Here is a 26,512-nt window from a genome sequence, read left to right as displayed (position 1 = left end):
AGCGATAGCGAAGCGCTGCTGCAAGCAGTTCGCACCTGAAAACCTTACTCTGTATCTGTTTACATTATTTCACCCAACTATTACTAGGGATTAGCGAAGCGCTGCTGCAAGCAGTTCGCACCTGAAAACCTTACCCTGTATCTGTTTACATTATCTCACTCAAGCATCACCAAATATCATGTAAATAAGAGAAGACAATAGAACCATCACAGATACACCTGGAAATATTCACCTCACCTGATTTAGATCCCCGACTTCTAAGATTAATTATGGATATGATAGAAAAATCTTGAAAAGAAGTCGGGGATCTTTGGCTACTATAACTACTAAATATAAATACTTATCTTGATTATAATGGCAGAAAATGACAAAAACTGCCATGATATAAAAAAGTAGATTTAGGAAGTCAGATTATGAAAAGTATGAATATTTCCTTACCTGACACTATGCGCGATTATATAGAAGAACAGGTAGCGCAAGGAGGTTACAGCAGCGTTAGTGAATATTTTCGGGAATTAGTGCGACAAGACCAAAAACTCAGAGCCAACGAACGATTACAAACCATGCTTTTAGAAGGATTAAACTCAGGAAATGCAACAGAAATGACTGCACAAGATTGGGAAGATATTCGTCAAGCAGTTCGTGAAAAAACTAACAAACGTCAAAGTGCAATTTAGCCATGATGTATGATGTATTAAATTAAAAAAACACCTCCCAAAAAAATGCTATGAAATTTCAAGTAATATTCACTTATGATTCAGAATATCTAGGTTACGTTGCTGAAGTACCAGAACTTCCTGGTTGTGTCAGTCAAGGTAAAAGCTTAGATGAAGCAATTGAAAATATCAAAGATGCTATCAAAGGCTATCTTCACGTATTAGAAAAACATGGGAAACCCTATGTAACCAAAGAATCTCAATCTTTTGTAGGGGAAGTAGTAGTATAAATGGGACGCTTATCAAATATTTCCGGTAAACAAACAGTCAAAATCTTTGAAAAATTTGGCTATGCTGTAGATCATCAAACCGGAAGTCATATCATACTGTGGCACGAATCAAAACCTATTTTATCAGTTCCCAATCATAAAGAACTAGCACCAGGGTTACTCAGAAGTTTAATTAGACAAGCAGGAATTACCGTAGATGAATTTTTAGGAAATAAGTAATATTTTCAGTGGGTTAACAACAAAATAACCCACTATTAATAACGCACTTATTACAGCCCAAAAACCCTACCCTGTATCTGTTTACATTATCTTACTCAACCATTACTAGGGATTACTGGGGCGATAGCGAACGCGAGTGCGTCCCGGAGGGAACTAGCACTGCTGCAAGCAGATCGTGTAAATATTCACCTCACCTGATAATTATCACCCGAACTAAATCAAATCCTATTTTGTGCTTCTTCTAGTTTAAAATGTAAAGAATAGCTTAATACTCCCTTAACTATCAATCAATAGTAATCAGGGTAGAAATATTAAAATTTGACAACGGGAGTGATTTTGAATAAAGAGGATATCATCTATCAACAAATTATAGCAATTGCCAGTAGTTACGGAATATTTGATTGTATACCCTGTGCTAGAGCAATCAAAGAATTTTTAATCAGACAAAGTATTCATGGTAAGCATATTAAAATAAATACAAATTCTCAAGATCCAATTTATGGCAGAATTTATGATGATAGTATTGGAGAATTGATTGCTACCACTGGTCATCATGAAGGTGTTATAATAGAGATAAATGACGGAGAACTTGTTTTTGACAATATTCACCATCAAGGCATTACCCGATTAAACTGGATACAGAATCTCTATTCACCTATATTAGATGCAGGATTAGAGTTTCAAATCACAGAAACTTACTTTTAACCTAGAAATTTAGTGAGTTAAATATGGATAATCTTTACAAATTGCTGCAAAAGATCAAAAAAAGACCTGCAATGTATTTAGGTAAAAACTCTATTTTTAGCCTCCAAGCATTTTTAGATGGATACTATTTTGCCCGTCGAGAAATTGGTATTCCCTTAACAGCAGAAGAAACAGAATTTCAAACTTTTTTACAATGGATAAGACACAAATTCAATGTAGAAACAGGTCAATTATGGTCAAGTATTCTTCTTTTCCATTCAGCCGATGAAAAAAGCGCAGTAGATAGATTTTTTACTTTGTTTGAAGAATTTTATCAAAATCAGAAAAATCACGAAACAGCAAAAATTGATGAACTAGTTTCATGAAAATAAAAATTAATGCGTAGGTTGGGTTGACACAAGGAAACCCAGCAATACCCACTATTAATAACCCTAAATTACAACCTAAAAACCCTGTATCTGTTCACATTATCTCACCCAACCATTGCCAACTATCATGTAAATAAGAAAAGACAATAGAACCATCACAGATACACCACCGAAACATTTACCTCACCTGATTTACATCTTTACATCCCCGACTTCTAAGATTGATTATTGATATGATAGAAAAATCTTGAAAAGAAGATTCAGCGAAATCACATTATGAAAGTTATCGGACTATATTGATTAGAAACGTCATTCTGCAAAATTAAAGCTGGTCGTGTTTTTTTTGATTTGGGGAACCTATAGTTGGATCAAAATTAACCAAGTAGATTTCACCACGCTGAGGATAGATAATTTTTCCCTTACTTAATACGCTTCTTCTTCCAAATTAAACCACTCTTTAACTAATCCTAAATCACGTTCTGCTCTTTTAATAGCTCCTTGTTTCAACTGTTCTTTGATATTAGCCTGGAACTGAATTTCCAGGCGGGTCTGTCAGCCAAACAAATAAGCTATCTGTAGCTTAAGTTCACACCAATCAGCATTGCTAAATCCTAAATTAATCAAGTCTTTGAATTTGTTTTAAGACTGAATTGGATTATCTCTAGGATTTACCAATTTCAATAGTTTCTGTTTAATTTGTGCGTCGAAAACTTCCCATTTGATTTTGGCATAAGCTGAATTTTCATTACCACCAGATAAGAAACCCATCGGAATTTCAAAGCCTCCAGCACCCGTCCTCCCACCACCAAAAAATCGCCCAGCACTATCTTGTCCAAAGGCTTCTTTAATAAATTCATCAGGATCTAACGTCAGTTTGGTGGTTCTCAGAGAACCTATCACTACTTCTAATTCGTCATCTTCATCATGAACAATTCCATAAACTACTGCTGTATGCACATTTTCCTCAGTAACGAGAAAATCAGCCGCTTGGGGAATTGCATCCCGGTCATCATAGCGCAAATAACCAACACCAGCTATAGAAAAGTTATTTTGAACGATGCGGTTTTTAAGCGATCGCTCGATCACATCCATTACCCGCTTAGAACGATTTGCTTGCAAAATAGCATTTAGTAACTGAGCATCATAAAACCTGCTCAAATACCCAGCAGCCATAAAATCTTCTTCCTGTGCCTGCATCAACCGATTTGTATCTGAGCGTAACCCGTGCATTAAAGCTGTAGCACATTTAACGTGCTGGCTAATGCTATTATCTAAAGTTAATAATCCTGCTTGTAAGTATTGAGTAAAAATTGTCGCTGTAGCTCGCACATAAGGACGAACATCAACAAATTCTGACTTGAGTTCTCCTTGTAAACTATGATGATCCACCAGCACTATCAGGGGAATTCCAGCTTGTTGGATGGCTGGTAATAATTGAGACGTAGTTCCCTGGTTGTCAATTAACACAAACCCTTGATAGCATGACAAATTTTTATTTTTTAAAGTTTGTATTGTCCAACGTTGAGCAGGTAAATTAGTGAGCTTAACTAAAGCAATATTTTCCTGATGACTTAAAGTTCCCGCGTAAACAATATCACACTTGATATCATACTGTTGGGCAATTAATTGGTAAGACCAAGCACAAGAAAGAGCATCAGGATCAGGAAAATCCTGTAAAATCACCAACTGACGTTCATGACGATGTGCAAGCAGCGTCTTCTGTAACTCCTCTGATTTTTGAGATGCTAGAGAATTGCCACGCTGGACTAAATAGATACCTCCATCACCATTAGAGGATGGTAAGGAAGTCCGGTTTAACGGTGGAAGTTCAATTACCTCTTTCTCTATTTCTAATTCCTCTGGATGGGGATCTGTGGTCAATGATAAACTTTCAAATTGAGAAGGTGGATAATTCACGTACATAAGTAACTAACTGTATTTCTAAGCGGGGAAGATAGGGTTATCCATTCAGATACAATCCAAGTAGTAGTGCGCTGATAAAGCTACATGAAACTTGGCAAAATCTAAGATTAATTCCTTTGGCACTGTGTAAAGCGGTTTATTTCTGTCAATAGCATGAGATGAGGATCTATTGCATCCAACTAAGTAGGTGAACATAATAAAACCAATCTGTGTAAAGAAAAGTAAAATCGCCCAAACCCTCTTCACTCTTGCCTCTTGCATGAGTGCCTCTTGCCTTGCCATAACGACGATTTTCAATGCTAACCTACTTAAAGTGCTACAAAAATGTTGAAAGTCAAGTATGCTGTACCTCTTGTGTTATATACAATTTCATAATTTGTGACTTTGTCTAAACAAATATGCAGATTTTTATGAAAAAATTTGATAATTATCTTGAATATTTATTTGACTTGTGCTACTATTGATGTCCTGTGTCTAAATTGATATCTCAATTTCCTGGTGGCAAATCATCTACTCATAATTGTAACAAATTATCAGTTAAGAACAAAATCTATCTATATATCGTTTTTTTAGAAGATAACGCGCCACCTCTGGAAATTAAGGTAATCGGATACTGCGGTCATGAAAATATCAGCTTAGTGGAAACTTGCCACAAGCTGTAGTAAGTGCTGGACAAAACCAAGTGAAACACCTGCTTGTAGTCACTATCATTGACCCAGTTTGGTCAATCAGATATATCTACAGGTGAATTTTGTCCTGAGTTTTTGTAGTTAATTATGTGGGATGTCAAAGACCTATGACATACTTTTGCCACTCCTGGTGCATTCCACTTTTAAGATGCTTTGTCACCTCAAAGTAGAGACTACTGTAAGGTTGACGGGGTAAATGACGCAAGGGCATTCGCGCCTCTTGCGGTGTACGACAGCCTTTTTTGATATTGCAGCGGACACAAGCCGTGACAATATTTTCCCAAGTGTCTTCACCCCCTCGTGATCTTGGCATGACATGATCGAGAGTTAAGCCGTCTCCTGTGTGACCACAGTATTGACAAGTATGGCTATCACGATGCAAGATATTTCTCCGAGTCAGCGGAATTTCCATATAAGGAACACGGACATAATGACGCAACCGAATTACGGTTGGCATCGGAAAATCCGAGTAAAGGAATTTACCGTTGTATTCTAAGCGTTCAGCCTTGCCTTTAATCAACAACACGGTGGCACGTCGCCAACTGGTGATGTTGAGCGGTTCGTAAGAGGCGTTCAGGACTAAAACCTTCCTCATGAATCTGCGCTCAAGGTATTAGTTTTACATATATTAACACAAATACACCCCGCTGGGGATATGAGAATAATTTATACTTTTGTCCTGAACTAAGAAAGATCCCCGACTTCTTGAAGAAGTCGGGGATCTGAATTTGCCAAAAAAATCGCCATAAAGGAGTATTTAGGGGTTGACATTTGATTTTATATCTGTTATCGTAGAATTGATAAGGAAGAACTATTTTCTAATAATCAAAAGATTTTTGAGTGTGCGGATACACTAATTATTGCTCATACTACTATCTTGTATAAATCGCCGGATCAAAGTTAAACTTCCTGATTAAAGTGATATGGCTTCTAGTACACTGCGGCGTAAATAACCCAACCATTCTAAATCGTTCAAAAGCCTATACTGTCTTCGTTTTGACTTTTAACTTTTGGCTCTTGACGAACGCCCTACGGTACTAGGGGATGTGAGCAGCTTTTCGGTGGTGTGATAGGAGTAAAGTGTAATGTTAAGTCGCAAGCAAACCCCGATTTTTGCCAACAATCAGGAATGTGATGCTTATGCTTGGTTTTCTCAGCGGGCTTGGGTAGAAATTGATTTAGGGGCTTTGTCTCATAACGTCAAGCAGTTGGTCAAGTTTTTATCACCATGTACCAAATTAATGGCAGTTGTCAAAGCTGATGCCTATGGACATGGGGCGGTGACAGTTGCGAGGACTGCTTTGGAGGCGGGTGCTAGTTGGTTAGGTGTGGCAACAGTTCCCGAAGGTATTCAATTACGAGAAGATGGTATTAAAGCCCCAATTCTGATTTTAGGGGCAACCAACACACCAGAACAAATTCAGGCGATCGCCCATTGGCAACTTCAGCCCACACTATGTAGCCCTAAACAAGCTTTAGAATTTTCTAACACCTTAGAAACTATTAACCATAATTCCTCTTTATCCGTACATATTAAGTTGGATACAGGAATGTCTAGATTAGGTACTAATTGGCAACAAGCCGCAGATTTTGTCCAGTTAGTACAGGGATTACCCCATTTAAATATTGCCAGTATCTATTCTCATTTAGCAACTGCCGATAGTCTTGATACCACGGTGATGAAAGAACAGCATAGAAGATTTGCAGAAGCAACTGCACACATCAAAGCTAAAGGGATCAAAATTCCCAGTTTGCATTTAGCAAATTCCGCCGCTACCTTGACAAATCCAGAACTGCACTATGACATGGTGCGGGTGGGTTTAGCTATTTATGGTCTTTATCCTGCCACTCATTTACAAAATCAAATCAAACTGCAACCGGTTTTACAACTCAAAGCCAGAGTTACCCAAGTTAAAACCATAGCCGCAGGAACTGGAGTTAGTTATGGACATCATTTTATTGCTTCTAAAGAAATGCGTCTGGCTGTAGTTGGTATTGGTTATGCCGACGGAGTTCCCCGTAGTCTTTCTAACCAAATGCAGGTGTTAATTCGTGGGCAGCGCATACCGCAAGTTGGCGCAATTACAATGGACCAAATTATGTTAGATGTGAGTTCCATTCCCGATTTGCAAGAGGGGGAAATAGTCACTTTGCTAGGAGAACAGGGAAAAGAGCAAATATCCGCTGATGATTGGGCAAACTGCCTCAATACCATTTCTTGGGAAATTCTCTGTGGTTTCAAACATCGTCTACCTCGTGTGGCTGTGATGTAGATAATTAGGGACATGGGAAAATATCACCAATACCCCATACCCTAATTTAAAATTGGGACTGAAATTTTGACTCTTTTGCCTATTGCCATAAATAATTTGTTGTGCTAACATAAGTTATCAATGCGGATATGGCGAAATTGGCAGACGCGCTAGATTTAGGTTCTAGTTCCGAAAGGAGTGAAGGTTCAAGTCCTTTTATCCGCACTTTTAAACAGATAGTTCAGTTAATAGTGATTTTGTGCAGCGATTAATTATATGTCGTCCATGACAAACTGTTATTCCTCTTTGGGGCGATAGCGAAGCGCTGCTGCAAGCAGTTCGCATTCATCAACAATTGAGGGATAATCTCAGTAATATCCTCAGCCTAGTAGTCTGTCAAGCTTGAAATTGTGAGTTATTAAATTTTATAACCGTTTGTTAGCAATACTTTCAAACACCCTCTAACACACAAAATTAATGTTGACAGACCACTAGCGAGAAACGGAAGTTCATGGTTAAAGCATTACAGCAGTTGCCGATTAAATGCAATACAATTAAGGGCGCAGACCCTGCGCCCCTACAGGATTGGCGATGAAACTTTGTACCTCATAACATCAGGAAGTGCTGTATCATCTCACCCTCATAATTTGGCTAAGGTATTATTAATGATATATTTTGGGTTAGGTTTTGAAAACTTGTGATTATTATGTTATACAGCAATTTGTAGTAAACAATGCAAGATTCATTTTCTAATTCAGCAGGTAGGCATCTACAGGATGCCCAAATTCTTTTGGGAGAGCAACGATGGGACAATGCCGTTTACCTAGCAGGTTATGTTGTGGAATGTTGTTTCAAGGTACTTGTTGAGCAAAACTTTAAGCATGATCAAGATGCGGCAAAAAAATATAACCATAACCTCGCTGAACTTGATGGAAGGTTAATGGAACGCTTACGGGTTATCTACCCCGTTTTGGATAAACAACTACCGACTTCACGAATAGTTGATACTGTTCTGGCTGAAAAACATCCAGATAGGAGATATTTCAAATCTGGACATTGGACTGAAGCTCAAGCAACAACTGCTGTTCAACGTGCGGAAGAAATTTACCGAGAAATAATCTCCAAATTAGTGTTAGACGGCTCAATTCTCAGCAAAGATATTTAAGAAATGATGATCAGTTTTAGTGAAACCTTTGATAAAGTACGCGAATGCTTTGAGGAACAAAGCATTGTAGATGCACTTATACCTAAACTTGAGTCCGTAACTATTATTCGTGACGTTAATGGAAAGATTAGAATTTTTCTTGAATCATTAGACAATAATCCCATTGAAGAATCAGAAACCACTGAACTTAATACGCTTTTATCTACACAACTGGGAAAGTATTATGGGAATGATATTTGGCTACCACGAAGAAATAACGATGCTTACCAATCTTTAATTAAAACTATCAAGGATGAAAGAGTTTTTGCATCTTGGGATAATGGATCAAGTCCTCGCTGGTATATTCTTGAACGCCACATTGCTAAACAGGCATGGATAGATAATAACGTAGGTGAACAACCTTGGACAGAGGCCGTAGTCTATCAAAAATACAAACCCGCGATCATATCTTTTTTCTCCTTTAAAGGAGGTGTGGGACGAACTAGTAGTCTAGTTGCAACTGCCTTGACTTTAGCCCGTAATGGTCATAGAGTTGCTATTGTTGATCTCGATTTAGAAGCACCAGGATTGGCTACAATTTTTTCACCAGATAATCCAGATAATCCAAATAATCCAAATAATCCAGGTGTAATTGATTATTTATTGGAAAAGAAAATTCAAGAACAAGATTGGAAACTGCGTACTCATTTGATCAGCATTAATGAACGGATTTTGCTAGATGATAATGGTGAGAGTATACAATTACTTCCGGCTGGAACAGTAGATAAAAATTATTTGGAAAAATTAGCTAGATTAGATTTTCAGAACCTTGTAAATGGTGAACTGGAAAGTACAATGGTAAGTATGTTAAAAGAATTGGAAAGTGCAGTCAGACCTTTAGATTTTATTCTAATGGATGCGCGGGCTGGGTTTCATGATATTGGTGGATTAGCGATCGCTAAACTCTCCCATGCGGCAGTGATCTTTGGCACTCAATCACGTCAAAGTTGGGCTGGACTAACTCATGTTATTCGACATTTAGCAAGTCCTGGAGTTGATGAGCGTTTACCGTTGATTCTTGTACATTCGATGGCTCCTGCAACAGGAATCCCAGGACGAGAAACAGAATTAACAGAATTTCGGGAACAAGCCTACGACCTTTTTCGAGAAAACTATTACTCCGAAGATGAAGATGTCCCTGATGCTAACAATAGAGAAGAACCATTTTTTCCGCTAGTTGTACCTTATCAGGAGAGTCTACGGGGGGACATAGCTCTATTTTCTCGCAACTCAACTCCAGAAGAATCCACTCGACTATCAAAGCTTGCAGAAATCATGACCAATTCTCCTTATAAGGAGATTGCAGAAAAGTTGTGTAATCTTTTTGGGCGTGAATTTCAAAAAAATAATTAGATTAAAACCTATGTCTGAAATTAATAAACACAAATTACTAGAATTAATAGCGAATATCGCCCCTGGTAAAGGAATTGCTGAACATGAAAGTAATGATCATGAAACATTCTTAAAAAACTTTTTACCCATAGCAGATTATCGTCATGCTTTAGAACCAAATATATTATTAATATTAGGAGGAAGAGGAGTAGGAAAAACTGAATTATTCCGTTTACTAGCAATTCCTTCAGGACGAGCAGCTTTAGTTGAAAGCTTGGGAATTAGATCCTTACCCACCTTGAGTAAAACAACATGGGTAGCTGGCTTTTGCAAGGACAAAAAGCAATTTCCAGCACCAGAAAGTGTGGAAAGCCAAATGGATAAGGCTACAAATATTGAATGGCGCGGCTTCTGGATTGGTTTAATTTTAGGTGTGCTATTACAGCAAGAAGATTTTAAATTCAAAGATTTTCTGCTTGAACAACTAGAGACAGCAATAGTCAATATTCTGAGAGATGATTTATCTCTTTTATCAATTTGGCAACCTATTGTCAATCAGAATCTTGAAAAATTAAATTCTGTCTTAGATAAATTAGATCAAAAACTTATTGAAACAGATGATTGGTTATTTGTTACTTATGATGAATTAGATCGATTAGTGGTTTCCTATACTGCCTTAGCAAGTCCAATACGTCAACTTTTAGCTTTGTGGCTTGATCGATGGCGACGTTGGGATAGAATACGACCTAAAATCTTTTTGCGTACTGATCTATTTCGAGAGGATTTTTTGAATTTTCCTGATGCCTCTAAACTGCAAGGCCATCAAGTTCGATTGGAATGGAAAACTTCATGGCTTTACCAACTTTTGGTCAAACGACTTGCAAACGCTGGATCTGAAATGACAGAATATTTGCAAAATATCCCAGAGTTAATTACTGAAAATAAAACTGGTTTGGGCTGGAGTGTAACATCAAATGAAAAATTATTTGAAGAACTAATCGAAAGAATGATTGGTAAGTATATGGGTGTTAATGCTAAAAAAGGAATTACCTATTGCTGGATTCCCAATCACCTTCAGGATGCTGATGGTCGAATTGCACCGCGTTCTTTTCTCAAGTTATTTGTTTTAGCCGCAGAACTGAGAATACAACAGCACTCGACTGTTGAACAAAATATGGTACTTTTGCAACCCTCTGATTTACAGGGGGCTTTAATAGATACTTCAAAAGCGCGAATTGAAGAATTAGCTCAAGAGGAGTATCCTTGGTTAGAATCTCTTAAAACAAGTTTAGCTGAACTTGTAGTCCCAATAGAGAAAGACAAGTTTTTAGAAGCAGTAGAATCTACTAACTGGAGCGAAAAACCCGAAAAGCAACCACCTGTAATTAACCCTGAAGAAATTTTGAAATATTTACTTCAACTGGGAATTGTAGAAAGTCGTTCTGATGGAAGAATTAATATGCCTGAAATATATATGTATGGATTTAAAGTTAAACGGAAAGGTGGGGTTAAACGTCCCAAGTAGAAACTCAGGTAGAGAGCAACTGCCAAAAAATAACCCCCCCTTAATCCCCCCTTACAAAGCTACGGTGTACACACTGGAAATTGCCTGTTGGTTACCATAAAACCCCACCCCTAGCCCCTCCCCGCTCTTCGAGAGGGGAACTGGATTTTCAATAAATTCTTTCTCGTTGTGGAAAACTGGCTTTGGGTAAGGATGTGTGTACACGGTAGCGGATGCTTTGGGGGGAAACCGGAAAAATTACAGCAAATTGTCATCAAACCTGGAACAAGAACCCCACCCGCCACCCCCTCCCCGCAAGCGATGAGGGGGCTAGGATGTACCTTATATGATTGGAAATCGCTGTAGTTCCCTCCCCAAAGCATCGGGGAGGGTTAGGGTGGGGTAATTTGAGGAATAATGGTGATTCGATAACTTGTGTGTACACCGTAGCTACTTATAGTAGAGGGGGTTTACAAAACTTAATATCCGCCTTCTTCTTCGTATTCCACTTGTCGTTCCTTAACCTTTTTGGGAATGTTTACAGGCTTTGGTGCATCATCCCAGGCATCACCGTCTAGATCATCATCATAGTCATCATACTGGTCAGCGTAGGTCTTTTTGGCAGGTTTGGCTTCGGCTCTGGGGGCTTCCTGATAACTATCTCTTACCGTTGCATCACTCCAGTTATCTTCTTCGTCTTCTTCATACTGAATTGACTCGTAGGAACGGGCTTTCATCACCTGACGCTGGGGTCTTTCTTCTTCTACATAGTCTTCCGTCCATTCCTCTTCTTGGGCTATGGGTTCAGGAATGCGGACTTTAGGACGAGGTGGTTGGAGAGGAACACCACTAGGTAATTGATTACTGGGTGCAACTGTCCGAGGGGCGCTATAGCCAAATTCTTCTTCTGCATCTCTTTCCCAAGGGGCTTTACCGATTCCCAGCCGTTCTAAAACGCCCACGGTTAACTGGTTTACTCTTTCTTCAGCACCTTCAAACACAATTAACCGACTAGGTCCGGTGCTGACTACTTCATCAATGGATAGTTCATAGGTACTCAAAAATTGGTCGGGAATTTGCGGTAATCCCAAGGAGGCAATGACGATAGAGTATATTTTACCCGTTTCGCCATTAAATTTAAAGCCTCTTACTTTGCCTAAAACTTCACCTGTTTCGGTGATTACTTCCCAGTTCATCAGGTTACTGAGAATCTCCACTTCTACATCTTCGATGACATCCTCGTTATCAACTAAGATGACATCACCGATTTGGTTGATGCTGTTGAGATACATATTGCGGGGCAAACTAGAAATAGATATCAGGCTGTCTCGCAAACTTATTGCCACAACCTCTCTTTGATCAACATCAACCCAAATCTGACTCACGATACCTAACCGCTTACCGTTGTCGCGGGTGATTACCTGAGTGTTTAATATATCTGAACGTCTAACTATTTGTTCTGAAGTCATTCTATAGGTCGTCCTGTTCGCGTAGCGTGCCGTAGGCAATCTCGAATCTGGTTTATGTATATGTCTATTTTTAACAGAAATTTGTCAGTTGTCAGTTGTCAGTTGTCATTGGTAAACTTTTTTCCTGTTCCCTGTTCCCTGTTACCTAACTTAATACTCAAAACTTGAGTATCCGCGCCTCTGGCTTGAGTTACGCCAATTGTGCGTTGGGCTGATTGATTCTATCATCGGACGGCGCAAACTCACAATTATAAAGCTTGTTCCGCCTGTTGTCTGATCATTCTAGCTAATCATTCCCTGTTTGGCCCATTTAAAAACATATCAACTTCGTAATTGTAGCTGGATATCCTGATAATACATTTCCACCAGAACAGCAAGATTTATTGATATTAATATCCTTCTTTAGAAAGAAGAAGTAAAAAATTTTATTTTTAAAATTATAAGTATAGCTGTTTGGAGCTAAATGAATATGGCTTTATACAAAATTGAAGACTTTACTGCTGACTCTAACTATGATAGTCCAGGGTTGGATGGCAGTGAAGTTGAAAAGATTAAGCATTTTGATGTCTATTCAGACATAGATGATGATAAAGTTGGCACTATTAAATACATATTGGTAGATGATTCAGGGCGTTTGCGTTATTTAGTTGTGGACACAGGGTTTTGGTTTTTTGGTAGACAAGTATTGTTACCAATTGGACGTTCCCGAATTGACTATGATAAACGTCGGGTATACGCGAATAAGCTGACAAAGCAGCAGGTAGAAAATTTACCAGATTTTAAAGATTTGCAAGAAATTGATTACGACTATGAGGAACGGGTGCGGGGAGTTTATCGTAGACCAAGAGGACAAGCGCCTTTAGAGTCATCAACACCGCTAGAGTCGCCGATAGCTGTAGATTCTCCACTAGTTTCTCATGAGCGCACAATAGTTACTCCTGCTGTTCCTGTTGAACGGAATACATATAGGTATGAGGAAGAACCAAATCTTTACAATGTGAATGAGCAGGATCACCAAAACCTGAAACTATATGAAGAACGTTTAGTAGCTAATAAATCTCGTGTGAAGACAGGAGAAGTAACTGTTAGTAAGCAATCATATACTGAAATGGTAACAGTTTCTGTACCTGTGCAAAGAGAACGTATAGTCATTGAACACACTGATGCAGAAACGGGTGTTAAAACTGTATCACTAACTGAAGCTGATTTAGGTGAAGGAGGAGTAAAAATCAAGAAAATAGTTGAACAGGATACAGTTGAAGCGGAAGATACTATTCGTCGTGAAGAATTAGACGTGACTCGGAATGATCAACGAGTAACTGAGAGAAGAAACTAAGAAACCTCGAAACAGCACTTCCACAATCTCATCATGAAACATAATCAACCTCCTAGAAATTCATAGGGTGTACAAAGAATCGGCAATTCGTATCCAAAATCAATGCTGATCTGCTTGGGATGAGTACAGTTGAAAGTCACTGCGCCGTGTATTCCACCACTCCCTCGTTATCTCAATATTAGCCGCCACAATAATGTCTCTGCTTGGTCGAGCAGTAAGGTAGCCTAAAATACTGGTTTCAATATAGACAGATTCACTCATACACGGTAGATTGTAAGCTACTTCATTTTAGCTTATATTTTAGGTGTGTTACACTGCATTAACGCACCCTACAAGATTGGCGATTCCTAGGTCGCGCTTCGCTATCGCATTGATAGCTGTAATGCTTATAGTTAAAAGATTACAAAATATCTATTTCCCAGTCTTCCAATTGTAGTTGGGGAATGCGTGAAAATTCTTTAGTATTATGGGTAACTAATATCAAATTATTCGCTAAAGCAATAGCCGCAATTTGTAAATCGTAAGCTCCAATAGGTGTTCCGTTAGCAGCAAGTTGGGCGCGAATCTCTCCGAAAATTAGAGCAGACTGGTCATCAAATGGCAAAGACACAAATTGACTCAAAAATCCTTGCTGTAACGTCAGATTACGCTCTGGGTTAGCACTACGAATTGATCCGTAAAATAATTCACCCTTCACAACTGAACAAACAGCAATTTCTGAAAGTGGGATATTATCCAGCTTTTGTTTTAAATGAAAGTTTTTGCCCTTGAGATAAATAATACAGGCATTAGTGTCTAGCAGATAAATCATCAAAATAGCTCTCTTTCTGCTTGTTCTGGCTGTGGATGTCTGATAAATGTTTCATCTTGAATACAACCATAAAAATCACTCAATTTTGTTGTTGTTTTTGTTGGTGATGCTGATTCATAAACAAGAATAATATCTAATTCCGTTCCTTCTGTTGTTTCGGGTAATTGAATTTGTAAAAGTCCATTTTTACCAATTAGCGATCGCACTCTCATACTTTGCATAACTATTTACCTCTTTTGAATATCTGTTCTTTAAGTTCTTGTAACAACATAGATAGCTCCTATGCTGGAATGGTTGTCTAATGTTGTCTATTCAGTATATTATAAACGATCTTGCTTTATAAGTCTAATTTGAGCGATTCCTAGGTCGCGCTTCGCTATCGCACCTTATCAATCCACCTACAAGCGATTCCTAGGTCGCGCTTCGCTATCGCACTTGGTCAATCCAATCTACAAGCGATTCCTGCGGAGCGCTTCGCTATCACACCTTATCAATCTAACCTACGAGCGATCGCTGATTACGCTTCCCCAACAGGCGAACTCGCACTAATGAATAATCAAACTATCTCTAGTCATTTCTAAAAAATCATAGGTCAAAAACAATTCGATTATTGGAGTAATATTTTGTAGAAAAAGTTGTTCAATTTGTTTGTTACTAATATTACCTGTGGTTATTAGTAGTAGTTTGTAAGGCTCTTGTTTGATTAAAAAAGAATCTAAAAAATCTTTATCTTTGGTAATAACAATTCTCTGTTCCAGGATTGATAGTTTGTTGATTTCCGAATCTGGAGTTGCATTTTTTAAAGGAAGATTTTTGGTATGTATAACATCATAACCTAAGTTATCTAATAAATTGGCAATTCGCATTGGTAATTGAGCATCAATCAAGAATTTCATGAAACTAATTGGAGAATACTTTTAACTTGAGTAAGTCGAGTAGCAAAGCTGAGAACTGCTAAAATGTCTTCGTATTCTAAATCATCATAATCTTCTAAAATATCATCAATATTCATGCCTGAACTCAAAAGTTCTAAAATCATTTCCACCGGATAGCGCAATCCACGAATACAGGGTTTACCATGACAAATATCATGGTTAATTGTTATTCTATTTAATAGAAGGTTATTCATGATATTAGATGTTATGTTGGCACTAAATTAATTGTACTTGATTTTTCGAGTTCTATGACAATAGAAAAAAGCGAACTGAAAGTCACCGTTGCGCGACTCTTACAGAGCGCTTCGCTATCGCACTTTATCAATTTAATCTACGAGCGATTCCTAGGTCGCGCTTCGCTATCGCACTTCCTAACACCACCCAACAAGCAATCGCACTTTATCAATCTAACCTATGAGCGATTCCTAGGTCGCGCTTCGCTATCGCACAAGAGGAGCAATTACTAGGTTATGATTCATCCTGTAAATATCCAATTCTTGATTTTAGAGTATTAAATAAGCGATCACAATAAGGAGAAGCTTGACGAACCTGAGTTACATCTAATGATTCTAATAGTTCAGAGGCGTGTTTTATTTTGTGATATTCTCCCTTAGTAGTTCTACCAGTCGCAGTTTTGAGAGTAGGTTCTAAATTATCTTTTGCAATAGTTTCCACATTAGCATTTTTGGGAATAGCATTTTCTTTAAAACCTTGGCCATAAAATTTTTTCAGCGTTGCAAAATCAGCAATAAACCAAGCTTCCATTGTTTGTACCATTAAATGACAATTATCATCATCAACTTCTGTTGGTTTATCCCAATTATCTCTAAATTTTAAATGTTCCCAAGGAGATTTTTTATTTACAGGTGCTTCAGCATCAACTAATAATACATTAAAAGCATCAGGATGAGATTTTAAAGCATTTTTGAAATCACGGAAAGCATTATTCCGAGTACCACACATAATGATATTCCATTTAATGTTTTTGGTTGTTGCTTCCTTTACTAATTTTAAAAAAAACTTACTAAATCCTTTTCTAAGTGAAGATCTCTGATTTTTGGAATCTCCACCACCTTCTATATAAATTCTAATCTCTTTTACCATCTGTTTCCACCTATTTCACCCATCCGCCACAAATCACCTAAAGTATAATTTTCTAACCAGTCTTTGAGTTTATCTGGTTTAAGTCTCCTTAAATGAGTTCCTGTATTATCTCTTTCACAAACTACGACAGATTCAGGATATTCACTCAACGCAGAAACCAAAGCATCAGAATGAGTTGTGACAATTAATTGAGTTCTCTGAGATGCTTCTATTAATAATTCTGCAATAGTCGGTAAAATATCTGGATGTAAACCTAACTCCGGTTCTTCAATACAAATTAGTGGTGGTGGAGTAGGATCTAAAAGTAACGCCATTAAAAACAAATATCGCAATGTTCCATCAGATAAACGAGTTGCAGAAATTGGTTGAATTACATCTTCTTCCCGAATAAATAGTTGTACTGTACCACCATATATTCTTACATCTAAGTCTTCTGCTGTTTCATAAAATTTTTTGAGATATTCAATAAGTTTTCTACTTAATCCTTTGTATTGTAAATCTTTTATAAATAAACCAAAATTACTGCCATCTTCTAATAAAGGATGTTGGGGTAAATCAGCTTTTTGAGCTTTTCTTAGTTCTGAATCTCGTCCCATTTGCCAGGAACGATATAAACTAATTTTAGAAAACTCCGTACTTAGATAGGAAATTTCTGGATATCTACTTGGATCTTTTATTTCAGATAAAACTGATTGATCTGATTTAATTGAATGTAGTTCCAAAAGTTGTTCACTTCGTCTTTCCTGTCCTGACAATGGATCTTTATCTCTTACTGTAAAAGAACGAAATCCATTATAATTGTTAAGATAATAAAATTGAAAACCTTCTTTTGCCGTTTCTGGTTCGATAAATTCATCTACTAAATCAAATTTTTGATCATATGTGGTAAAACTAAGCGTATAATCAAGTAAAAGTGACTCTGATTTTTGAGGATAATCAACAGTAATTTTAATTTCTGCTATCGGAGTATCTTTGTTACCTTTCCATAAAAACTCATTAATACCTCCACTTTTACGAAAAGGCACAGGTAAATCTGTCGGTGTTGCTTTTAAAATTCCAATAGCTTCAATTAAATTAGATTTCCCAGATGTATTAGCACCAATTAACACATTTAGCGGTTGTAATTCAATTTCTTCACCTTCACTTCCATAAGAAAGAAAGTTTTGTAATTTGATTTTATGAATAAATCTTTTACCTTCCATTTACTTCTCCTAATATTAAATAAAACTATATTGTTGCTAATATTTTGGGTAAGGAATACACAATTATTTATGTTTTGCGATCGCGCAATCGCTGACTTGTCAGTTCGCTGATTAAACTTAAAATCAATTGGCGATCGCACTTTATCAATCTAACCTACAAACGATCGCACTAACACCACCCAACAAGCGATTCCTACGGAGCGCTTCGCTATCGCACTTTATCAATTTAACCTGTGAGCGATTCCTACGGAGCGCTTCGCTATCACACTTAGTCAAGGTGTAAATGGCAAACTGACAAAAGCCTTTTGGGAATCTAAGAAACAGTCTTTGCGGTTCGTACCAAAACAGTGTTAGCCATTACCATCTATTTAGATTAGACGCGGAGATTAAAATTAAGTATTCATAGTTCCGTCACTGTCCACTTTAACCCTTGCATCTGGTTAGACTCAACGACTTTTGGATGCGGATCAATTGGTTTGATTAGACTTCTCAATTTAAGCTGTACCTTTGAAGGGTCAATAGCACGTGGAAATAACTTTGAAGTTTTTACTGGTTGCTCAAGATGCAAAACAACACGCAACTGTTGCCCTTTCAAAATTTCCCCAGCAAAATTACTTTCGGATATGTCTGATGCGTGAATCTTGGCAGGTAACATAGCCGCAAGGGTATACAAGACTTTTTGCACTACTTCATCTGCTAAATCTATGGTTTTAGTCCGAGGATGCTGTCTATAGTCCTTGGCTTCAATTAACCATATCACCTGACTCTCAATTGCGAGAAGATCAACTGCTTTAATTCCAGGCGACATCTTAGAGAACTGGTGACGATAAAAAGCCCATTCATCGTACTTGCAAACTTTCCATGAATCGGGAAAGGTAAATATCAAGCTATCAACCTGGATGTTTATCACACTCAAACCCCACTACTGATAAAGCGATCAGATTGAGCAAGCTCTTCGTCCAGTGTTGTAATATCGCCAATTTCGTCAATCGTATCTCCTTGGTTGACTACAACACCGTCATCTGAAAAGTGCAAACCAAAGAATCGTGAGTTGAGTTCAATATTTTGCTGATCAGTCATTAATATTTCAAGCTCACGCAACAGGAATAAACTATGAGTGGCAATAAATACTTGAATCCCTATTTTACTTAGGCTCACAATGCTTTGAGCTACTTGTTTTATCAGAAGTGGATTGAGATTTGCTTCAGGCTCATCCCAAAATAGAAAACCTTTGTCCATTAATACCCCAGTTGCAATTAAACGCGCCAGCATTGCTAATTTACGCTGGCCTTCTGCAATAAGTGGCATCTCAAAGCGACCGCGCTCATTCTTCAAATAAAAGCGTCCATTCTTATCTAGCTCGATTGAGCCACCCATTGATGTTTCAAGCGGAGCTAACAATTCTTGAATTCTTTTCTCCTTAGTCCCTCTCTGCAAAGGATAGCCTAGAAGTATACAAGTGTCTCGCCAAGTCTCTTCAAATTCAAGGTAATGGCCTTCGTAAACGGAAATAAAGTTTGGAAAAATACTCAGCAATTCACGAGTTGGGATATAAGCTGGTGAAGTGTCAAGCCAACCCTTTGGAACTTGCTCTATAAGCACTTCTGTTTTACTATTCGTAGAAAAGCTAAATTCAAAATTGAACTTTTTATCTTCAAACAAGAGTTTAATGTCACATCTCTCACGTCCTTGCTTTCTTCTAGCGAGTCGCCCAAGAGATTCTGGACGAAAAACATTGATAAGCTTGTCTGCTAGACGAGTTTGCATTAAAGCTTTTGTTGGTGTACTACTTGTTGGTTTGCGGCTTTCTTCCCAACTGGTTGCAAGCGCTGAATAAGCAACTTTAAGAAGATGTGTCTTACCCGATCCGTTTTCTCCAACTATTACATTCAGATGTTTAGAGAATTGGAGATTTGCACTAGGAAAAACTGTGAAGTTTTTAATATTTAGATTATTTAGCATAGATTATTTTAAATGTTTACACTAATATTCTGTACTAATCGCACAGATTATATCAACCAACAAGCAATCGCACTTGGTCAACCTAACCTACAAGCGATTCCTAGGTCGCGCTTCGCTATCGCACTTGGTCAATCTAACCTACAAGCGATTCCTAGGTCGCGCTTCGCTATCGCACTTTATCAATCTAACCTACAAGCGATTCCTAGGTCGCGCTAGTTCCCTCCGGGACGCAATGCGTTCGCTATCGCACTTTATCAGTTTAAACTGTGAGCGATTCCTAGGTCGCGCTTCGCTATCGCTTGACATTCAAAACAGTCGCTACAAACTTTTGGGGACTCATTGGTGATTTAAAAGTGTTAGTATAAATAATTCCCAAAAGTTCACAAACTTGATATAATGGACATAAAGACTATTTAGTGAGGTAATAATTATGTTATCAACTGATATGAAACAAGAATCAATAATTAAGAGAATTGAGAATGTTGTTGCTATTTTAATGGAAGAACGTCCTTTATTTAAAGAGGATCTAAATTATACGAAAATGGTTCAAGATTTAGTAAAAGTATTTAAAGAAAACTTTTCTTTAGAAGAATTTAGTCAGATATCAGAAGAAAGTCTTAAAAAGCGTTGTAGTGGTATCATGGCTCTACACCTTTTGGCTAAAATAGGAGAGGATTTTACTCCTGAACAAATGGCAATTTTTGATGATGCAGTTAAAAGAAAATAGAAAATTTATGAATTATTTATTAGATACTAATATTGTTTCTTTAGCACTCAAACAAAATTCCCAAATTCTTCACAAGATTACAATTAGTGAGTCTAAGGAAGAAAAGATTTTTATTAGTTGTATCACCTATTTTGAAATTAGGCGAGGTTTTTTAGCGGTTGATGCACCAAAACAAAGAGCAAGATTTGAGGAATTTTGTCAAGAATATCCGATTATTTTCTTAGATGATTTAGCAATTTTAGAAAAAGCTGCTCAAATTCATGCTAATTTGAGATTAAGGGGTGTACCAATTCAAACTGAAGATGTTTTAATCGCTGCTACTGCTATTCTTAAAGATTTAATTGTGGTTTCTAATGATAGTGATTTGGCCAGAGTTGAGGGTTTAAGTTTAGAGAATTGGGTAGAATTATGATGATTAAATTATTTTTTGGCTGATGTATTTAAAACTGTAGGTTTGGTTAAGCTGTTATTGGGTTTTTCGCATTTGGTCAGGGTGTAAGAGACTTCCAAATAAAAAAATGTCCCAAAACTGATGCAGAAATTCTCTCTCTGTGTACTCTGTGCCTCTGTGGTTCGTTTCTTAGGATAATTTATTTCTTGGAAGTCTCTAAGTGGCGAACTCGCACTTTATCAATCTAACCTGTGAGCGATTCCTACGGAGCGCTTCGCTATCGCACTTTATCAATCCAAACTAAAAGCGATCGCACTTTATCAATTCAACCTACGAGCGATTCCTACGGAGCGCTTCGCTATCGCACTTTATCAATCTAACCTACAAGCGATTCCTGCGGAGCGCTTCGCTATCGCACTTTATCAATCCAATCTACAAACGATTCCTACGGAGCGCCTCGCTATCGCACTTTATCAATCTAACCTACGAGCGATTCCTGCGGAGCGCTTCGCCATCGCACTTTATCAATCCAATCTACAAGCGATTCCTACGGAGCGCAACGCTTACGCACTTTATTAATCCAACCTACGAGCGATTCCTGCGGAGCGCTTCGCTATCGCACTTGCTCAATCCAAACTACAAGCGATCGCTGATTACGCTTCCCCAACAGGCGAACTCGCACTAATGAATAATCAAACTATCTCTAGTCATTTCTAAAAAATCATAGGTCAAAAACAATTCGATTATTTGAGTAATATTTTGTAGAAAAAGTTGTTCAATTTGTTTGTTACTAATATTACCTGTGGTTATTAGTAGTAGTTTGTAAGGCTCTTGTTTGATTAAAAAAGAATCTAAAAAATCTTTATCTTTGGTAATAACAATTCTCTGTTCCAGGATTGATAGTTTGTTGATTTCCGAATCTGGAGTTGCATTTTTTAAAGGAAGATTTTTGGTATGTATAACATCATAACCTAAGTTATCTAATAAATTGGCAATTCGCATTGGTAATTGAGCATCAATCAAGAATTTCATGAAACTAATTGGAGAATACTTTTAACTTGAGTAAGTCGAGTAGCAAAGCTGAGAACTGCTAAAATGTCTTCGTATTCTAAATCATCATAATCTTCTAAAATATCATCAATATTCATGCCTGAACTCAAAAGTTCTAAGATCATTTCCACCGGATAGCGCAATCCGCGAATACACGGTTTACCATGACAAATATCATGGTTAATTGTTATTCTATTTAATAGAAGGTTATTCATGATATTTAGATTTTATGTTGGCACTAAATTAATTGTACTTGATTTTTCGAGTTCTATGACAATAGAAAAAAGCGAACTGAAAGTCACCGTTGCGCGACTCTTACAGAGCGCTTCGCTATCGCACTTTATCAATCTAACCTGTGAGCTATCGCACTTAAACCCAATAGGTGATTCCTACGGAGCGCTTCGCTATCGCACTTTATCAATTTCTCACGCTGCTTTCGCTAGTGGCATGAATATTTCAACGGATTCAAACGGTACAGATATTTTGTCTTCTTCTGTCCGTTCAATTAATCCGAGTTCTTCCAGGCGATTTACGTCTGTGTGTACGTTTGAATAGTTTCTTTCGGCTGTTTTTGCCAGCGCGTAAATACTGCATGGACCTGTTTTGCTTAAAGTATCAAGTAAATCAAGTCTAGCAGGTGTTAGCTCGCTAAAAAGTGATTTTGCAGATTCAAATGAAAGTCTAAAATTTACTGGCTTTCCAATTTCGGAGTCTTTAATTTGTTGACGAGCGGCTCGGATTGCAGAACCACCCTTGGCTACTTCAATAATTGCTTTCATAATTCACTCCAGGTTTCAATGTCTTTTTCAAAATCGTCAAGCAATTTATCAATGCTTGTGAATTTGTAATCTATTTCGTGTGAATTTATATGTTTATGATCTCCTTTTTGTGCGTTCGTTGTCATATCGAATTCTACATTTTCCATATCAATCTAACCTACGGCTAAACTAACAAGTCAAGGTTCTTGAGAAAGAGATAAGATACGCTGATATAGCTGGGGACTGATGCGAAAACCAGCCCGGTTGATCAAAGCATCCATAACAGGTTGAACTTGAGGGATAAGACTTCTTTGTTTAGCAACAAGTAGAATACCCAGAATACCAATAATAGGTATCCCAAGCCGGAGAGCTTCTTGCCGTCCCAAGCGTTCATCAATGAGCAAATCATCGGCTTGTAGCTCAAGTGCCAAGGCTATAGCATTTGCTTCTCCAGCATCAAGTCCGCGTTCCTGTTGAAGCTGGTTAGCAAGTTGGAAGTTGTTGAGGAATTGGCTTTGAATCCAGTCCAGTTGGAGAATAGCTGAAATAGTAGGATTGCTGGCGGCTACCAATTCGCTGGCAACCACGTCAGGAATGATAACCTGATGGTAAATAGCTTTTAGCAACCCAAGATGATCAACAAGGGCAAGATTCGACAGAGCAGAAGTATCACTGACAACAATCATAGCCAGCCCCGACTCCGCAGGTGTTGAACATCTTCCTCAAAGTCTTCCACATCGTAATGGACACAAATATTCCGATCTGCCAGCAGCTTTTGAAAGTTCATTATGTCTATTCCCGCAATTTTGCTGGCGCGGCTGAGGGAAATCCGCTGCTGCTGGAATAGGGCAATGGCTATTTCCTGAAGCCATTCACTCTGGTTAAAAGTTTCAGTTTTACTGAGGCTATCAGGTAGGTTCAGGGTAATTTGCATCAAGTTGTCCTCACGCAGTCACTTCTAATTTTAATTTTACTCTATTTCCCAGTCTTCCAATTGTAGTTGTGGGATGCGTGAAAATTCTTTAGTATTTGTGTAACTAAGATCAAATTATTCGCTAAAGCAATAGCAGCAATTTGTAAATCGTAAGCCCCAATAGGTGTTCCATTAGTAGCAAGTTGAGCGCGAATTTCTCCGAAAATTCTAGCAGACTGGTCATCAAAAGGCAAAGACACAAATTGACTCAAAAATCCTTGCTGTAAGATCAGATTAGGCTCTGGGTTAGCACTACGAATTGATCTGTAAAATAATTCACCCTTCACAACTGAACAAACAGCGACTTCTGAAAGTGGGATATTCTCCAGCTTTTATTTTAAATGAAAGTTTTTGCCCTTGAGATAAATAATACAGGCATTAGTGTCTAGCAGATAAATCATCAAAATAGCTCTCTTTCTGCTTGTTCTGGCTGTGGATGTCTGATAAATGTTTCATCTTGAATACAACCATAAAAATCACTCAATTTTGTTGTTGTTTTTGTTGGTGATGCTGATTCATAAACAAGAATAATATCTAATTCCGTTCCTTCTGTTGTTTCGGGTAATTGAATTTGTAAAAGTCCATTTTTACCAATTAGCGATAGCGAAGCGCTCCGTAGGAATCGCACTCTCATACTGTGCATAACTATTTACCTCTTTTGAATATCTGTTCTTTAAGTTCTTGTAACAACATAGATAGCTCCTATGCTGGAATTGTTGTCTAATATATGTTGTCTATTCAGTATATTATAAACGATCTCGCTTTATAAGTCTAATTTGAGCGATCGCACTGGGGGGAAGTCTGTTTATATAATCATTTTCCCGGAATAAGGAAAAATAGTCTATCAAATAACCTTCAAAATCTCGATCTTTTGTGTAGTCCTTTTCAAGGGGTCTCCAAAATCTGTCGTTCATTTCTTGGGTGTTTTCATATGAAATATTTTCACGATCACGCCTGATATAACGCAATAACTTATCCCACAAAATTTCCAGCGTAACCAAATTTCTTTCTATTACATCTATTTGTGTAGATGGAGAACTTTTATAAAAGGTTTCAACGTAAGCGTAGGTTTTCCAGTGCGTTATTCTATCATTCTTTGATTTATAATATGTGTACTCGCTCAGATAGTTAAATACATGAATCGCAATGTTTAGCCTGTCAAACTTTTCTGTCTCTGTTAATTTTATATCAAGGAAATTGTTTTTTTGGAACAATTTTTTTTGGTATCCCTTCTTTATATCGCCATTTGCGGTATAAAAGAGGCGCCATAAAAAATTTCGCTCAACAATTTTTGCTCCAGTTATGTATCCATCGTGAATTCCATCTGCGAATTCTCCGCGTTTTCGTTCGTATAAAAGACCATAATTTTCAAAGAGAAAGGTTTGAACTGAAGTATGAAATAATTCATTTGAAAATTTGTCTGCATTTATAACTGGAGTTTGCTTGTTGGTTGCATTAGAAATATCGTCAATGAGTTGCATTTTTTCGTCGATGTTTATGGTATCGACGAGTGTAATAACTTTTAGTAAAACCTCTTTTCCTAAGAATTTTTTTTCTGATCCATCTATATCTTCGGCATATATACGGCTTAGACTAAAAGATGTTTGGCCTCCATTAATAATTTGCGGGTTTTTAACGTAGAGTTGGGCTTTGTTTTTTTGTCCGATTTTTTCATTTATATTCGTTTCATCTGAGAACATTGTGATTCCGTTATTAAAAAGGGCAAATTCATTGCTGTCTGTATTAAGTATCGTTTCACGAATGGCTGTATTAACCGACTTTCCTTCTAAGTCAAGATAGCTTCGAGGGTTATATGTTAAAATAGAGTTCTTATATTTATGCATTAGTTTAGCTATCTCAATGGCTGGAACAAAAAGAACAGTTATCTCACAGTTTCCATGTCTTGTGGATACGTTATAACTAATCTTACTGCCAGAATTTTTTTGCGACAAATCAATTGGAATGGATATATCGCTTGCTGTGAAATAAGTTCCTCGCACAATAGGAAACACCAATTCGCGATAAGTTCGTTCAAAATTAAATATTTTTGCTGCATAGCCTCCTGTTAGTTGTTTGGCTTTGGCAGGTGATATTCTTGAATTTGCGAGAATAGCAACGCTGTAAGAATATCTGGCAATGTCTGATATTTCAGATATCTCGCGTTGTAGTTGTTTTATTTTCCCATTATAGGGGTTGTCGTGATCATCTTTTTCTTCTCCCTCTAATATTCTGCTAATGTCCATAGCAAGAATTTCCTCAAGCATTATTTCTTTCTCTTCAAAATTTTTTTCTGTCGTTCTAAACTTTGATTGTATCAGGTATATTATTTTTGATTCTTCGCTAATAAAGTACCCGTCAATTCCGCCATCGTAAGAGCCATCTGTAATAGTTTTTTCGCGCATCTTAAAGTCAGTAATGCCGAACATTACTTTCAAATAAAGATGAATGAAAGCCCTCGATCTAGCTTGATTAACCTTTTCTGTATCCTCTTCATTAGGTAAATACTTTGTATGTAATTGTTGTGGGGCTTCTTTTCTAATTTGATCAATAACGCGAAGGAATATTTCGTAACGCATATAGATTTATTGCTAATTTAAGAAGATTCTGAGGCGTTGCTGAATCATGGGATGATTTTCTTTAATACAGAACGAA

33 protein-coding genes, 1 tRNA gene and 1 pseudogene are annotated in these 26,512 nt (G+C 37.5%); 14 read left to right on the top strand and 21 right to left on the bottom strand.

The annotated features are described in order from the left end of the window. The first annotated feature begins 413 nt into the window (after positions 1 to 413). From AA650_RS08420 to AA650_RS08400, 5 genes are all read left to right on the top strand, one after another. The gene (locus tag AA650_RS08420; RefSeq protein ID WP_053538670.1) at positions 414 to 677 is read left to right on the top strand and encodes a type II toxin-antitoxin system ParD family antitoxin; all 264 of its coding nucleotides are present in this window, start codon (positions 414 to 416) and stop codon (positions 675 to 677) included. Between the two features lie 50 nt (positions 678 to 727). Further along, on the top strand, positions 728 to 946 hold the full coding sequence (locus AA650_RS08415; RefSeq protein ID WP_053538669.1) for a type II toxin-antitoxin system HicB family antitoxin: 219 nt from the start codon (positions 728 to 730) through the stop codon (positions 944 to 946). Next, positions 947 to 1,165: a type II toxin-antitoxin system HicA family toxin gene (locus tag AA650_RS08410; protein WP_053538668.1), complete on the top strand. Its 219-nt coding sequence runs from the start codon at positions 947 to 949 to the stop codon at positions 1,163 to 1,165. It begins immediately after the preceding gene. 318 nt (positions 1,166 to 1,483) lie between these two features. Further along, positions 1,484 to 1,870 (top strand): papain fold toxin domain-containing protein, encoded by a 387-nt coding sequence (locus tag AA650_RS08405; RefSeq protein WP_081424179.1) that lies wholly within the window; start codon positions 1,484 to 1,486, stop codon positions 1,868 to 1,870. Between the two features lie 23 nt (positions 1,871 to 1,893). Then, positions 1,894 to 2,235 carry a hypothetical protein gene (locus AA650_RS08400; RefSeq protein WP_053538666.1) on the top strand — a complete coding sequence of 114 codons (342 nt, stop codon included), beginning with the start codon at positions 1,894 to 1,896 and terminating at the stop codon, positions 2,233 to 2,235. Positions 2,236 to 2,877: 642 nt separating this feature from the next. Here the strand turns inward: AA650_RS08400 and AA650_RS08395 are convergent. Both AA650_RS08395 and AA650_RS08385 read right to left on the bottom strand, forming a co-directional pair. Further along, positions 2,878 to 4,161 (bottom strand): DHH family phosphoesterase, encoded by a 1,284-nt coding sequence (locus tag AA650_RS08395; RefSeq protein ID WP_053538665.1) that lies wholly within the window; start codon positions 4,159 to 4,161, stop codon positions 2,878 to 2,880. A 786-nt stretch (positions 4,162 to 4,947) separates the two neighbouring features. Further along, positions 4,948 to 5,445 carry an HNH endonuclease gene (locus AA650_RS08385; RefSeq protein WP_039203468.1) on the bottom strand — a complete coding sequence of 166 codons (498 nt, stop codon included), beginning with the start codon at positions 5,443 to 5,445 and terminating at the stop codon, positions 4,948 to 4,950. Positions 5,446 to 5,935: 490 nt separating this feature from the next. Between AA650_RS08385 and alr the strand changes: the two genes are divergently transcribed. From alr to AA650_RS08360, 5 genes are all read left to right on the top strand, one after another. Then, positions 5,936 to 7,123 (top strand): alanine racemase, encoded by a 1,188-nt coding sequence (gene alr / locus AA650_RS08380; RefSeq protein WP_053538663.1) that lies wholly within the window; start codon positions 5,936 to 5,938, stop codon positions 7,121 to 7,123. Between the two features lie 122 nt (positions 7,124 to 7,245). Next, positions 7,246 to 7,327 (top strand) — tRNA-Leu (locus tag AA650_RS08375). A gap of 508 nt (positions 7,328 to 7,835) precedes the next feature. Then, positions 7,836 to 8,267 carry a HEPN domain-containing protein gene (locus tag AA650_RS08370; RefSeq protein ID WP_053538662.1) on the top strand — a complete coding sequence of 144 codons (432 nt, stop codon included), beginning with the start codon at positions 7,836 to 7,838 and terminating at the stop codon, positions 8,265 to 8,267. A gap of 3 nt (positions 8,268 to 8,270) precedes the next feature. Then, on the top strand, positions 8,271 to 9,659 hold the full coding sequence (locus tag AA650_RS08365) for a tyrosine-protein kinase family protein (protein ID WP_199924405.1): 1,389 nt from the start codon (positions 8,271 to 8,273) through the stop codon (positions 9,657 to 9,659). Between the two features lie 10 nt (positions 9,660 to 9,669). Then, the gene (locus AA650_RS08360; protein WP_053541227.1) at positions 9,670 to 11,163 is read left to right on the top strand and encodes a P-loop ATPase, Sll1717 family; all 1,494 of its coding nucleotides are present in this window, start codon (positions 9,670 to 9,672) and stop codon (positions 11,161 to 11,163) included. A 458-nt stretch (positions 11,164 to 11,621) separates the two neighbouring features. Here AA650_RS08360 and AA650_RS08355 read toward each other — a convergent pair whose 3' ends face one another. Next, entirely contained in the window at positions 11,622 to 12,611 is a 990-nt protein-coding gene (locus AA650_RS08355; protein ID WP_039203471.1) for a PRC-barrel domain-containing protein, read from the bottom strand. Positions 12,612 to 12,709: 98 nt separating this feature from the next. After that, positions 12,710 to 12,940: pseudogene (locus AA650_RS29440) on the bottom strand (hypothetical protein); the annotation flags it as partial. Between the two features lie 140 nt (positions 12,941 to 13,080). Between AA650_RS29440 and AA650_RS08350 the strand changes: the two are divergent. Further along, the gene (locus AA650_RS08350; protein ID WP_053538660.1) at positions 13,081 to 13,947 is read left to right on the top strand and encodes a DUF2382 domain-containing protein; all 867 of its coding nucleotides are present in this window, start codon (positions 13,081 to 13,083) and stop codon (positions 13,945 to 13,947) included. A gap of 400 nt (positions 13,948 to 14,347) precedes the next feature. On the opposite strand, the gene vapC is transcribed toward AA650_RS08350, so the two are convergent. From vapC to AA650_RS08310, 8 genes are all read right to left on the bottom strand, one after another. Continuing rightward, on the bottom strand, positions 14,348 to 14,758 hold the full coding sequence (vapC, locus tag AA650_RS08345; RefSeq protein WP_053538659.1) for a type II toxin-antitoxin system tRNA(fMet)-specific endonuclease VapC: 411 nt from the start codon (positions 14,756 to 14,758) through the stop codon (positions 14,348 to 14,350). Next, positions 14,758 to 14,979, bottom strand: coding sequence for a hypothetical protein (locus AA650_RS08340; protein ID WP_015080101.1), 222 nt, complete (start codon positions 14,977 to 14,979; stop codon positions 14,758 to 14,760). The genes vapC and AA650_RS08340 overlap by 1 nt, the downstream gene beginning before the upstream one ends. 324 nt (positions 14,980 to 15,303) lie before the next feature. Continuing rightward, positions 15,304 to 15,654: a DUF5615 family PIN-like protein gene (locus AA650_RS08335; RefSeq protein ID WP_053538658.1), complete on the bottom strand. Its 351-nt coding sequence runs from the start codon at positions 15,652 to 15,654 to the stop codon at positions 15,304 to 15,306. Further along, positions 15,651 to 15,887 (bottom strand): DUF433 domain-containing protein, encoded by a 237-nt coding sequence (locus tag AA650_RS08330; RefSeq protein ID WP_015080100.1) that lies wholly within the window; start codon positions 15,885 to 15,887, stop codon positions 15,651 to 15,653. The genes AA650_RS08335 and AA650_RS08330 overlap by 4 nt, the downstream gene beginning before the upstream one ends. Before the next feature lie 274 nt (positions 15,888 to 16,161). Continuing rightward, a complete protein-coding gene (locus tag AA650_RS08325; RefSeq protein WP_053538657.1) occupies positions 16,162 to 16,797 on the bottom strand; it encodes a DUF4276 family protein in 636 nt (211 codons plus the stop codon). After that, entirely contained in the window at positions 16,791 to 17,999 is a 1,209-nt protein-coding gene (locus AA650_RS08320) for an AAA family ATPase (RefSeq protein WP_053538656.1), read from the bottom strand. Before AA650_RS08320 ends, AA650_RS08325 begins: the two co-directional genes overlap by 7 nt. A gap of 400 nt (positions 18,000 to 18,399) precedes the next feature. Continuing rightward, the gene (locus tag AA650_RS08315; RefSeq protein ID WP_168634789.1) at positions 18,400 to 18,909 is read right to left on the bottom strand and encodes a hypothetical protein; all 510 of its coding nucleotides are present in this window, start codon (positions 18,907 to 18,909) and stop codon (positions 18,400 to 18,402) included. Between the two features lie 2 nt (positions 18,910 to 18,911). After that, positions 18,912 to 19,961, bottom strand: coding sequence for an AAA family ATPase (locus tag AA650_RS08310; RefSeq protein ID WP_053538655.1), 1,050 nt, complete (start codon positions 19,959 to 19,961; stop codon positions 18,912 to 18,914). A 430-nt stretch (positions 19,962 to 20,391) separates the two neighbouring features. On the opposite strand from AA650_RS08310, the gene AA650_RS08305 reads away from it, so the two are divergent. The 3 genes from AA650_RS08305 to AA650_RS29080 all read left to right on the top strand — a co-directional run bounded on the left by AA650_RS08305 (position 20,392) and on the right by AA650_RS29080 (position 21,459). Beyond that, on the top strand, positions 20,392 to 20,688 hold the full coding sequence (locus tag AA650_RS08305) for a hypothetical protein (RefSeq protein WP_027402408.1): 297 nt from the start codon (positions 20,392 to 20,394) through the stop codon (positions 20,686 to 20,688). 7 nt (positions 20,689 to 20,695) lie between these two features. After that, the gene (locus AA650_RS08300; protein WP_015080096.1) at positions 20,696 to 21,100 is read left to right on the top strand and encodes a type II toxin-antitoxin system VapC family toxin; all 405 of its coding nucleotides are present in this window, start codon (positions 20,696 to 20,698) and stop codon (positions 21,098 to 21,100) included. Positions 21,101 to 21,330: 230 nt separating this feature from the next. Further along, positions 21,331 to 21,459, top strand: a complete 129-nt coding sequence (locus AA650_RS29080) for a hypothetical protein (RefSeq protein ID WP_257720899.1) — start codon at positions 21,331 to 21,333, stop codon at positions 21,457 to 21,459. A 301-nt stretch (positions 21,460 to 21,760) separates the two neighbouring features. Here AA650_RS29080 and AA650_RS08295 read toward each other — a convergent pair whose 3' ends face one another. The 9 genes from AA650_RS08295 to AA650_RS08260 all read right to left on the bottom strand — a co-directional run bounded on the left by AA650_RS08295 (position 21,761) and on the right by AA650_RS08260 (position 26,436). Beyond that, positions 21,761 to 22,111 carry a DUF5615 family PIN-like protein gene (locus tag AA650_RS08295; RefSeq protein ID WP_027402409.1) on the bottom strand — a complete coding sequence of 117 codons (351 nt, stop codon included), beginning with the start codon at positions 22,109 to 22,111 and terminating at the stop codon, positions 21,761 to 21,763. Further along, positions 22,108 to 22,344 carry a DUF433 domain-containing protein gene (locus tag AA650_RS08290; protein WP_015080100.1) on the bottom strand — a complete coding sequence of 79 codons (237 nt, stop codon included), beginning with the start codon at positions 22,342 to 22,344 and terminating at the stop codon, positions 22,108 to 22,110. Before AA650_RS08290 ends, AA650_RS08295 begins: the two co-directional genes overlap by 4 nt. A 210-nt stretch (positions 22,345 to 22,554) precedes the next feature. Beyond that, positions 22,555 to 22,908: an HVO_A0114 family putative DNA-binding protein gene (locus tag AA650_RS08285; RefSeq protein WP_053538654.1), complete on the bottom strand. Its 354-nt coding sequence runs from the start codon at positions 22,906 to 22,908 to the stop codon at positions 22,555 to 22,557. Continuing rightward, positions 22,905 to 23,033: a toxin-antitoxin system TumE family protein gene (locus AA650_RS29290; protein ID WP_335337449.1), complete on the bottom strand. Its 129-nt coding sequence runs from the start codon at positions 23,031 to 23,033 to the stop codon at positions 22,905 to 22,907. The genes AA650_RS08285 and AA650_RS29290 overlap by 4 nt, the downstream gene beginning before the upstream one ends. Before the next feature lie 51 nt (positions 23,034 to 23,084). After that, on the bottom strand, positions 23,085 to 23,573 hold the full coding sequence (locus AA650_RS08280; protein ID WP_053538653.1) for a DUF3368 domain-containing protein: 489 nt from the start codon (positions 23,571 to 23,573) through the stop codon (positions 23,085 to 23,087). After that, positions 23,570 to 23,821, bottom strand: coding sequence for a UPF0175 family protein (locus AA650_RS08275; protein WP_053538652.1), 252 nt, complete (start codon positions 23,819 to 23,821; stop codon positions 23,570 to 23,572). The genes AA650_RS08280 and AA650_RS08275 overlap by 4 nt, the downstream gene beginning before the upstream one ends. A 41-nt stretch (positions 23,822 to 23,862) precedes the next feature. Next, positions 23,863 to 24,147: a type II toxin-antitoxin system VapC family toxin gene (locus AA650_RS08270; RefSeq protein WP_335337440.1), complete on the bottom strand. Its 285-nt coding sequence runs from the start codon at positions 24,145 to 24,147 to the stop codon at positions 23,863 to 23,865. 113 nt (positions 24,148 to 24,260) lie between these two features. Beyond that, positions 24,261 to 24,503 carry a hypothetical protein gene (locus AA650_RS08265; protein ID WP_053538651.1) on the bottom strand — a complete coding sequence of 81 codons (243 nt, stop codon included), beginning with the start codon at positions 24,501 to 24,503 and terminating at the stop codon, positions 24,261 to 24,263. Positions 24,504 to 24,606: 103 nt separating this feature from the next. Next, a complete protein-coding gene (locus AA650_RS08260) occupies positions 24,607 to 26,436 on the bottom strand; it encodes an AIPR family protein (protein ID WP_081424178.1) in 1,830 nt (609 codons plus the stop codon). Between the last annotated feature and the right edge of the window lie 76 nt (positions 26,437 to 26,512).

Source organism: Anabaena sp. WA102 (genome assembly GCF_001277295.1).
In the GTDB taxonomy this organism is placed as follows: domain Bacteria; phylum Cyanobacteriota; class Cyanobacteriia; order Cyanobacteriales; family Nostocaceae; genus Dolichospermum; species Dolichospermum heterosporum.
Note: the sequence above shows the minus strand (reverse complement) of the source record. Positions and strands in the feature narration are given on the sequence as shown.